Source organism: Bauldia sp. (assembly GCF_020442045.1).
Lineage (GTDB): Bacteria > Pseudomonadota > Alphaproteobacteria > Rhizobiales > Kaistiaceae > Bauldia.
Map to the genome: position 1 here is coordinate 1 of NZ_JAGRLA010000046.1, position 7138 is coordinate 7138.

General features: G+C 63.5%; 11 protein-coding genes. 8 read left to right on the plus strand and 3 right to left on the minus strand.

Going from position 1 to position 7138, the window contains the following annotated elements; genetic code table 11:
• Together KDJ86_RS05225 and KDJ86_RS05230 are read left to right on the plus strand one after the other, a co-directional pair.
• Window positions 1–504 (plus strand): carbohydrate ABC transporter permease (locus KDJ86_RS05225; RefSeq protein WP_291743704.1); only part of this gene is annotated, 504 nt, incomplete at its 5' end.
• Window positions 505–510: 6 nt separating this feature from the next.
• Window positions 511–1341 carry a carbohydrate ABC transporter permease gene (locus KDJ86_RS05230; RefSeq protein ID WP_291743705.1) on the plus strand — a complete coding sequence of 277 codons (831 nt, stop codon included), beginning with the start codon at window positions 511–513 and terminating at the stop codon, window positions 1339–1341.
• Between the two features lie 126 nt (window positions 1342–1467).
• On the opposite strand, the gene KDJ86_RS05235 is transcribed toward KDJ86_RS05230, so the two are convergent.
• From KDJ86_RS05235 to KDJ86_RS05245, 3 genes are all read right to left on the minus strand, one after another.
• Complete coding sequence (locus KDJ86_RS05235; RefSeq protein WP_367116752.1) at window positions 1468–2223, minus strand: TorF family putative porin; 756 nt, start codon at window positions 2221–2223, stop codon at window positions 1468–1470.
• Between the two features lie 144 nt (window positions 2224–2367).
• Window positions 2368–3135, minus strand: a complete 768-nt coding sequence (locus KDJ86_RS05240; protein WP_291743708.1) for an HpcH/HpaI aldolase family protein — start codon at window positions 3133–3135, stop codon at window positions 2368–2370.
• A 25-nt stretch (window positions 3136–3160) separates the two neighbouring features.
• On the minus strand, window positions 3161–3484 hold the full coding sequence (locus KDJ86_RS05245) for a DUF1476 domain-containing protein (RefSeq protein ID WP_291743710.1): 324 nt from the start codon (window positions 3482–3484) through the stop codon (window positions 3161–3163).
• 224 nt (window positions 3485–3708) lie between these two features.
• Between KDJ86_RS05245 and purC the strand changes: the two genes are divergently transcribed.
• From purC to KDJ86_RS05275, 6 genes are all read left to right on the plus strand, one after another.
• Window positions 3709–4503, plus strand: a complete 795-nt coding sequence (gene purC, locus KDJ86_RS05250; protein WP_291743711.1) for a phosphoribosylaminoimidazolesuccinocarboxamide synthase — start codon at window positions 3709–3711, stop codon at window positions 4501–4503.
• Between the two features lie 17 nt (window positions 4504–4520).
• Complete coding sequence (gene purS, locus KDJ86_RS05255) at window positions 4521–4760, plus strand: phosphoribosylformylglycinamidine synthase subunit PurS (RefSeq protein WP_291743713.1); 240 nt, start codon at window positions 4521–4523, stop codon at window positions 4758–4760.
• A 35-nt stretch (window positions 4761–4795) separates the two neighbouring features.
• Window positions 4796–5536, plus strand: coding sequence for a DUF4336 domain-containing protein (locus tag KDJ86_RS05260; RefSeq protein WP_291743715.1), 741 nt, complete (start codon window positions 4796–4798; stop codon window positions 5534–5536).
• A gap of 101 nt (window positions 5537–5637) precedes the next feature.
• Window positions 5638–6156, plus strand: a complete 519-nt coding sequence (locus KDJ86_RS05265) for a hypothetical protein (RefSeq protein WP_291743716.1) — start codon at window positions 5638–5640, stop codon at window positions 6154–6156.
• Entirely contained in the window at window positions 6153–6722 is a 570-nt protein-coding gene (locus KDJ86_RS05270; RefSeq protein ID WP_291743718.1) for a hypothetical protein, read from the plus strand. Before KDJ86_RS05265 ends, KDJ86_RS05270 begins: the two co-directional genes overlap by 4 nt.
• A gap of 52 nt (window positions 6723–6774) precedes the next feature.
• On the plus strand, window positions 6775–7138 hold a 364-nt coding region (locus KDJ86_RS05275), incomplete at its 3' end, for a phosphoribosylformylglycinamidine synthase subunit PurQ (RefSeq protein ID WP_291743720.1).

Consider the following 7138-nt stretch of genomic DNA (forward strand, 5'->3'; position numbering starts at 1 on the left):
CTCGTCTACGGCATGGAGAACGGCCTGCTGAACGAGTATCTGAATGTCATCAACCCTGCCTGGACCTTCAACTGGCTCGGCAGCACGGATCTTGCCATGGGGTCGGTGTTGGTTGCCTATGCATGGGCCGGATTCCCCTTCATCATGCTCATGCTGGTCGCCGGCATGCAGAGCATTCCGATGGACTATAAGGAAGCCGCCCGAATCGACGGCGCCAACGCATTCCAGGTCCTGAAGCATGTGACGCTGCCCAGCCTGAAAGGCATCATCGTCATTCTGCTGGTCCTCGAAATCATAAACGGGCTGAACTCATTCGACATGCTCTTTACGCTCACGGGCGGCGGACCGGGCATAACGACTGAAATCCTGGGCCTCTACATCTATCGGATTTCGTTCTCAAACTTCGACTTTTCCGGTGCGGCCGCGGTTAGCGTGATTTTGATCTTGGCGGTCCTGATCTGCTTTCTGTTTTATGTTCCTTCCGGTGCCAGAGGCAGGAGGTAAAGGGCGATGTTCCAAAAAACCTCGACTACGATCTCCATCTATCTTCTGGCGGGTCTCATAACGGCGTTCGCCATACTACCTTTCCTGTGGGCGATATCGACGTCCTTCAAGACCGAAGCCTCCATCTATTCGACCGGGGCCTCTTTCATTCCGCAATCCCCGACCCTCGAAAACTATCGCGAGATCCTGAACAACGGGACGATGATGACATATTTCGTCAATACCGTTGTCGTGTCCGCCGCCACGACCGTCATCTCGCTGATCATTGCCGTACTGGGAGCCTATGGTTTCTCGCGGTACAAGTTTCCGGGGCAGGGATCGCTCTTGATATCGATCCTGTTTACACGAATGCTTCCTCGTGTGGCGTTGCTGGTGCCGTTTTACGTGACGCTGTCGACCCTCGGCCTGATCAATACCAAGGCAGGTCTCGTACTGGTCTATGTGATAGTTGGCATGCCTGTTGCGATTTGGCTCTTGAAAGGCTTCATCGATGCATTGCCCTACGAGGTCGAGGAGGCCGCCGTTGTGGATGGCTGCGGCCCACTCGGCGTTCTCTTTCAAGTCATCATTCCGCAATTGAAGCCCGCGTTGGCCGCCGTCGGCATGTATACCTTCATTCTCGCCTGGAACGAGTTCTTGTTCCCGCTGATGATCGCCAAGGATTCCACCACCCGCCCGATATCGGTTGCCCTCGCATTCTTCATTGACGAAGTCGGGGTGAAATGGGGACCTTTGATGGCTGCCTCCGTGATGATGAGCATCCCGGCGATAATCGTGTTTTCCCTGGCGCAGAAATATATCGTCAAAGGTCTGAGCGACGGCGCCGTCAAGGGATAGCCGCGCTGAACAAGCCACCGAAGGGATTGTGACATCGCAACGCGGGAGCTTTTGCGAGAGACGACCTCGCCCTCTTCAAGCTGGCGTCAAATCCGTCTGTGGAATCCGGTCTTGTGAGGCCGCGCCCTAGTTGCCGACGAAGGCAGAAACCGCGGTGTCGAAGGAGAGCGTGGCCATGAACCGCGCGCCGCAGGCGTGGCGGGACATCAGGTCGTAGCACTGGCCCTTCGACAGGTCGCTGTCGGTATAGCGGAGGTCGAGGGTCACCGAGTCGTCCCAGCTCCAGTAAACGCCCGCGTTCCACGTCGTGTAGTCGGGAAGGTCGAGCTTCGATCCGAAGGCCTGGTAGCCGAGACCGCCCGAGACGCCGAAATTCGCCGGCAGCGCGTAGTCGATCGTCGCCTCGACATAGGTCGCCGTGTCGTCGCCCTGCGCGTAATCCGGCGCGAAATAGACGTTGCCACCGAGGGTCAGTGAGTCCGTGGCGTAATACTCGGCCAGGGCATAGAGCTCGCCATAGTCCGGCGAGGTGTCGACCGCATAGAAATAGTGGACATAACCGAGGTCGAAGGCTGCGTTGTCGAGCTCCGGCCGAATGCCGATCGACGTATCGATCTCGGTGTCGGGCGTATAGAAATCGACGTTCGACGCCCAGACGCCGGCGTAGACGATCCCGTAGTCGAGCTCGAGATAGCCCTGGATCGCCGGGTCGCCGTCGGTCTGGCTGATGCCGCGATAGACGTAGTCGTTGGTGACCGCGGCGCCGAAGGCGATGTCGAACATATCGCCAAGGCCTTCGGCGCCTGCTGCTGACGACATCGCCAAGAGAGCGATGCTTGCCCCCAGCCCCCTCATCGCCTTTGTCGCGCCGCAGCCGGTCATCGCCCCATCCCGCCCCCGATTCACGAAAGCATGTCGAGTAGGCGGCCAATCGCCCGGTCGCGCAAGCGCCGAGATGCCAGCCGGCTTACTATTGAACAGAGTTGTTGCAGGGCGGCCACAGTGTGGCCGGAGGGCACCGGCGGTCTAGCGGAGACCTTCGAGCAACGCCCGGATGCCGGTCGCCAGATAGATCGCATCCGGCCCCATGGCGACGAACTGGTAGCCGATGTCGTTGAAGTATCGCGCCCGCTTCGGATCGGCGGTGAAGGCACAGGCGATCTTGCCATGGGCACCGGCGCGCGCGGCGATATGCCGGATCGGCGCGTCGACCCAGTCGGCCGTCGGCGCGACTTCCCTGCCGTCGGAAAAGGTCAGGGAGAGGTCGGACGGCCCCATGAAGACGCCATCGATGCCATCGACGGCAAGGATATCGTCGACGACATCGACCGCCTGCCTGGTCTCGACCATCGCAAGGGCAAGGGTGTCGCGATTGGCGGTGGCGAGCTGTGTCGCCGCATCCGGAATATCCAGCAGGGCGAGCGCCCTCGCCGGCCCCCAGCTCCGCTCCCCGAGCGGCGGGTATTTGGTCGCGGCAACGAAGGCCCGCGCGTCAGCGACCGAATTCACCATTGGCGCGATCACCGCCTCGGCGCCCATGTCGAGCGCCCTGCTCGCCATGGCGAAATCGCCGACCGGAACCCGCACGCCCGCCGGCTTGCCGGCATGGATGACGCCGCCGATCGACCGCATGACCGAAACCGGATCGTGGAGCCCGTGCTGCATGTCGAGGCAGACGCAATCGAACGCCTGCCGCGCCGCCGTCTCGGCGACCAACGCCTCCGGTGTCGCGATCCAGCCCGAATAGACCAGTTCGCCCGCCCTCAGCCGGGCGGCGAGTGTCGGCTTGCCCATGGCGACCGCCTTATCGCGCCGTGACCTAGTTGCCGGCTTCGATCTGCGCCACCGCGGTCGCCAGGAGCTCGCTCATCGTGCGACGGATCTGATGATCCGACTGCTCTACCCCGGCGGCGTCAAAGTCCTTGCGAACCTTGCGGAAGACATCCTCTTCGCCGCTTTCTTCGAAATCCGCCGCCACCACGTCCTTGGCGTAAGCCTCGGCCTCGTCCCCGGATTTCCCGAGCTTTTCGGCCGCCCACAGTCCGAGTAGCTTGTTGCGGCGCGCCTCCGCCTTGAAGCGGAGTTCCTCGTCGCGAGCGAATTTCGCCTCGAAAGCGTCCTCACGCTTGTCAAAAGTGGTCATTTGTCACTCCTCAATCCCGCATCCGCGGCCTTGCATATCCCGCGGCCGGTCCTAAATCAACGCCGCCGATCGCGCTATTGCGCTCCCGTTTCCGTGCACTTCGATGGCGACGATTGTGCAACTGCGATCGATGGAATATGGTCACCCGCGAGGGGACGCCTCGCGTCCCCGAGTCGGCCGTACGCTATTGATACAAAACGGCTTTATTGAACGTTCCAGGCGAAATGGATTTCCTCAAACCACGGTATGTCCCCATGAATCGGCGACGGCGCATCTACGAAGGGAAAGCCAAAATCCTTTTCGAGGGGCCCGAGCCCGGCACGCTCGTGCAATTCTTCAAGGACGACGCCACCGCCTTCAACAAGAAGAAGCAGGAGGTCGTCGACGGCAAGGGCGTCCTCAACAACCGGATTTCGGAGCATATCTTCAGCCACCTCAACCGGATGGGCATCCCGACGCATTTCATCCGGCGGCTCAACATGCGCGAACAGCTCATTCGCGAGGTGGAGATCATTCCGCTCGAAATCGTCGTCCGCAACGTTGCTGCCGGCTCGCTGTCCAAGCGCCTCGGGATCGAGGAAGGCACGGCCCTTCCGCGCTCGATCATCGAATTCTACTACAAGAATGACGAACTCGATGACCCGATGGTCACCGAGGAGCACATCACCGCCTTCGGCTGGGCGACGCCCCAGGAGATCGACGACATCATGGCGCTCGCCATCCGGGTCAACGACTTCCTGGCCGGGCTCTTCCTCGGTGCCGGCATCCAGCTCGTCGACTTCAAGATGGAATGCGGCCGCCTCTGGGAAAACGACATGATGCGGATCGTCGTCGCCGACGAGATTTCCCCGGATTCCTGCCGGCTGTGGGACGTCCAGACCAAGGACAAGCTCGACAAGGACCGGTTCCGCCGCGACATGGGCGGCCTGGTCGAGGCCTATACCGAGGTCGCTCGCCGTCTCGGCATCCTCGTCGAGCAGGAGCGCCCGAAAGGCGGCGGTCCGGTCCTCGTCCAGTAGAGAAGGCCCGGCGACCGTTGAAAGCCCGCGTGACCGTGACCCTCAAGGGCGGCGTCCTCGATCCGCAAGGGAAAGCGATCGAAGGCGCCCTCGCCTCGCTCGGCTTCGCCGGCGTCTCCAACGTCCGCCAGGGCAAGGTCTTCGACTTCGAGATCGCGGAGAACGATCCTGCCGACGCCGCGAACATGCTCCAGGACATGTGCGAGAAGCTGCTCGCCAACACCGTGATCGAAGACTATCGCATCGAGATGGTCTGACCCGACCGTAGGGTCAGTCTGCTGAGGGGCTCGCCATGGCCTGCCTCGAGACCTACGACCCGATCAACACGCTGAAGCCGGTCGCGCCCGACGTCTGGATCGTCGACGGGCCGGTGATCGGCATGGCCTATTTCGGCTTCCGCATCCCCTTCACCACCCGGATGACGGTGGTGCGGCTCAGCGACGGGTCGCTCTGGCTCCATTCGCCGACGCCCGCCGAGCCGGCGCTCTGCGAGGCGATCGACGCGCTCGGGCCCGTCCGCTTCCTCATCGCGCCGAACAAGATCCACTATTGGTGGATCGGCGACTGGAAGAGCCGCTACCCGGAAGCCACCACGTGGGCGGCGCCGGGCGTTGCCGAGCATGCGGCCGAGCGCTTCGCCGGCTTCGACCATGAGCTCGATGCCACGGCGCCGGAGACGTGGCGCGGCGAGATCGATCAGGTCGCGGTGCCGGGCGACTACCTGACCGAGATCGATTTCTTCCACCGGCCGAGCCGCACGCTGATCCTCACCGACTTCATCGAGAATTTCGAACCCGGCAAGGTCACCTGCTGGCGCTGGCGGCTGCTGATGAAGGTCGGCGGGGTGAGCGACCCCGACGGCAAGATGCCCTACGACCTCCGGACGACCTTCCTGCGCCACCGGGAAGCGTTCAAGGCGGCGGTCGAGACGATGCTCGCCTGGCATCCGGAGAGGATCCTGCTCGCCCATGGCCGCTGGTACGCGAACAATGCCGAGGCCGAGCTGCGGCGCGCCTGTCGCTGGGTGCTCTGACCCCGCGGCAGGTCGCGGCTATTCCCCGTTTCGGTTGATCTGACGCCACAATCGCGGGCCATACCCTCATCCGGAGGGGCGACGGTAGACTGGATCGACCAATGCGCCCTCTCCTTGCCGCCGCTGTTGTCGCCGTGATCTGGCCGGGCGCGATCGTCCATGCCGAACCGGCCGGCGATACCCGAAGCGTTGCGTTCGGCGACCTGGAACTCACCTACGACCCGGCGCTCTGGTCCGTCGCAAGGGGCGACAACCACCTGAAGATCGAATGCGCGGACCGGCGGTGCCGCAGCACGCCGGTCTACGCCTCGATCGTCGACGATCCTCACCACGTCAGCTGCACCGGCGAGGCCATCCCCGCAAGATTTGCCCACTCGACGTTCGCGACCGAATATCCCAGCGAGGACACGAAGGTCTGGAGCGCGACCCATGATGGCCTCACCTTTTACTTCGCCGAGATCTATATCGGCTGCCGCAACCTCGCCGGCGGTCCGGTTATCGCCTGTACCCATCACGACGGCGCGACGTACTTCTTCGAGGCGCCCGGCGACCATTGCCGCACGCCCTGGGGGATCGCGGCGGCGATCGAGGGCCTTCTTGAAGGGCTGAAACCGAAATGAGGCGGCCCGGCCTCCTGCTCGCCCTCGGCGTTGCGGTCACGACCACCGGTGCGCTGGCCGCGCCCCGCGGCGTCGTCATCGGCGACATCGTGATCCGCTATGACGACACGCGCTTCCGCGCCCTGGCGCGCCCGCCCCGGCCGTGGCCGGTCTCGGGCGACAGCGCCCGCCAGTATCTGGGCTTCGCCTGCATCGACCGGCTCTCCTGCTTCGACGAGGCGATCCTCGCCGTGACCGCGATGCCCGCCGAATATCCGGAGGAGCCGCCCCCTCCCCTCCGCGACTGGATCGACGACCCGCGCGACCTGTGGGGCGACGGCCCGCGGTTCCCTTATCTCGGCGGCACGAAGCGCGACTTCGGCGGCCTGGTCCTCGCCGGCAGCGTGACGCACAGCCGCTGCCGGTCGGCGGGGGGCATGGGCTACGAGGCGACGGGAATCCTCAACGGCACCCGCTATGTCTTCTCCGCCGGTCACCCGACCTGCGGCGGCGGCATCCAGGGGCTTTCGCAGGAAATGTTCGAGGAACTGCTCACCGGCATCGCGATTCTCCCCGATATCCGCTGACGCGGCGAATAGAGGCCTTCCGGAATCGCCAGAATCGTCTATGTCGTAAGTCATGAAATCGGCCGTCATCGTCTTTCCGGGATCCAATCGCGAACGCGACATGATCGACGCGCTCGCAACCATCACCGGCGTGCCTCCGGTCACCGTCTGGCACACCGAGACGGAAATGCCGGCGGTCGACCTGATCGTGCTCCCGGGCGGCTTCTCCTATGGAGACTATCTGCGCTCCGGCGCCATCGCCGCCCGCTCGCCGGTCATCCGGACCGTCGCCGAACGGGCCGCGGGCGGCGTCTCGGTGTTGGGAATCTGCAACGGCTTCCAGATCCTCTGCGAGGCCGGCCTGTTGCCCGGTGCGCTGATGCGCAATGCCAGCCTCCGCTTCGTCTGCACCGAGGTGCATCTTCGCGTCGAGACCA

Bases quoted from the DNA above. Each gene is read 5' to 3' on its own strand.
- KDJ86_RS05260 (WP_291743715.1), top strand. From the start codon at position 4,796: ATGGCCTGCCTCGAGACCTACGACCCGATCAACACGCTGAAGCCGGTC.
- purC (WP_291743711.1), top strand. From the start codon at position 3,709: ATGGATTTCCTCAAACCACGGTATGTCCCCATGAATCGGCGACGGCGC.
- KDJ86_RS05265 (WP_291743716.1), top strand. From the start codon at position 5,638: ATGCGCCCTCTCCTTGCCGCCGCTGTTGTCGCCGTGATCTGGCCGGGC.
- KDJ86_RS05230 (WP_291743705.1), top strand. From the start codon at position 511: ATGTTCCAAAAAACCTCGACTACGATCTCCATCTATCTTCTGGCGGGT.
- KDJ86_RS05235 (WP_367116752.1), bottom strand. From the start codon at position 2,223: ATGACCGGCTGCGGCGCGACAAAGGCGATGAGGGGGCTGGGGGCAAGC.
- KDJ86_RS05270 (WP_291743718.1), top strand. From the start codon at position 6,153: ATGAGGCGGCCCGGCCTCCTGCTCGCCCTCGGCGTTGCGGTCACGACC.
- KDJ86_RS05245 (WP_291743710.1), bottom strand. From the start codon at position 3,484: ATGACCACTTTTGACAAGCGTGAGGACGCTTTCGAGGCGAAATTCGCT.
- KDJ86_RS05240 (WP_291743708.1), bottom strand. From the start codon at position 3,135: ATGGGCAAGCCGACACTCGCCGCCCGGCTGAGGGCGGGCGAACTGGTC.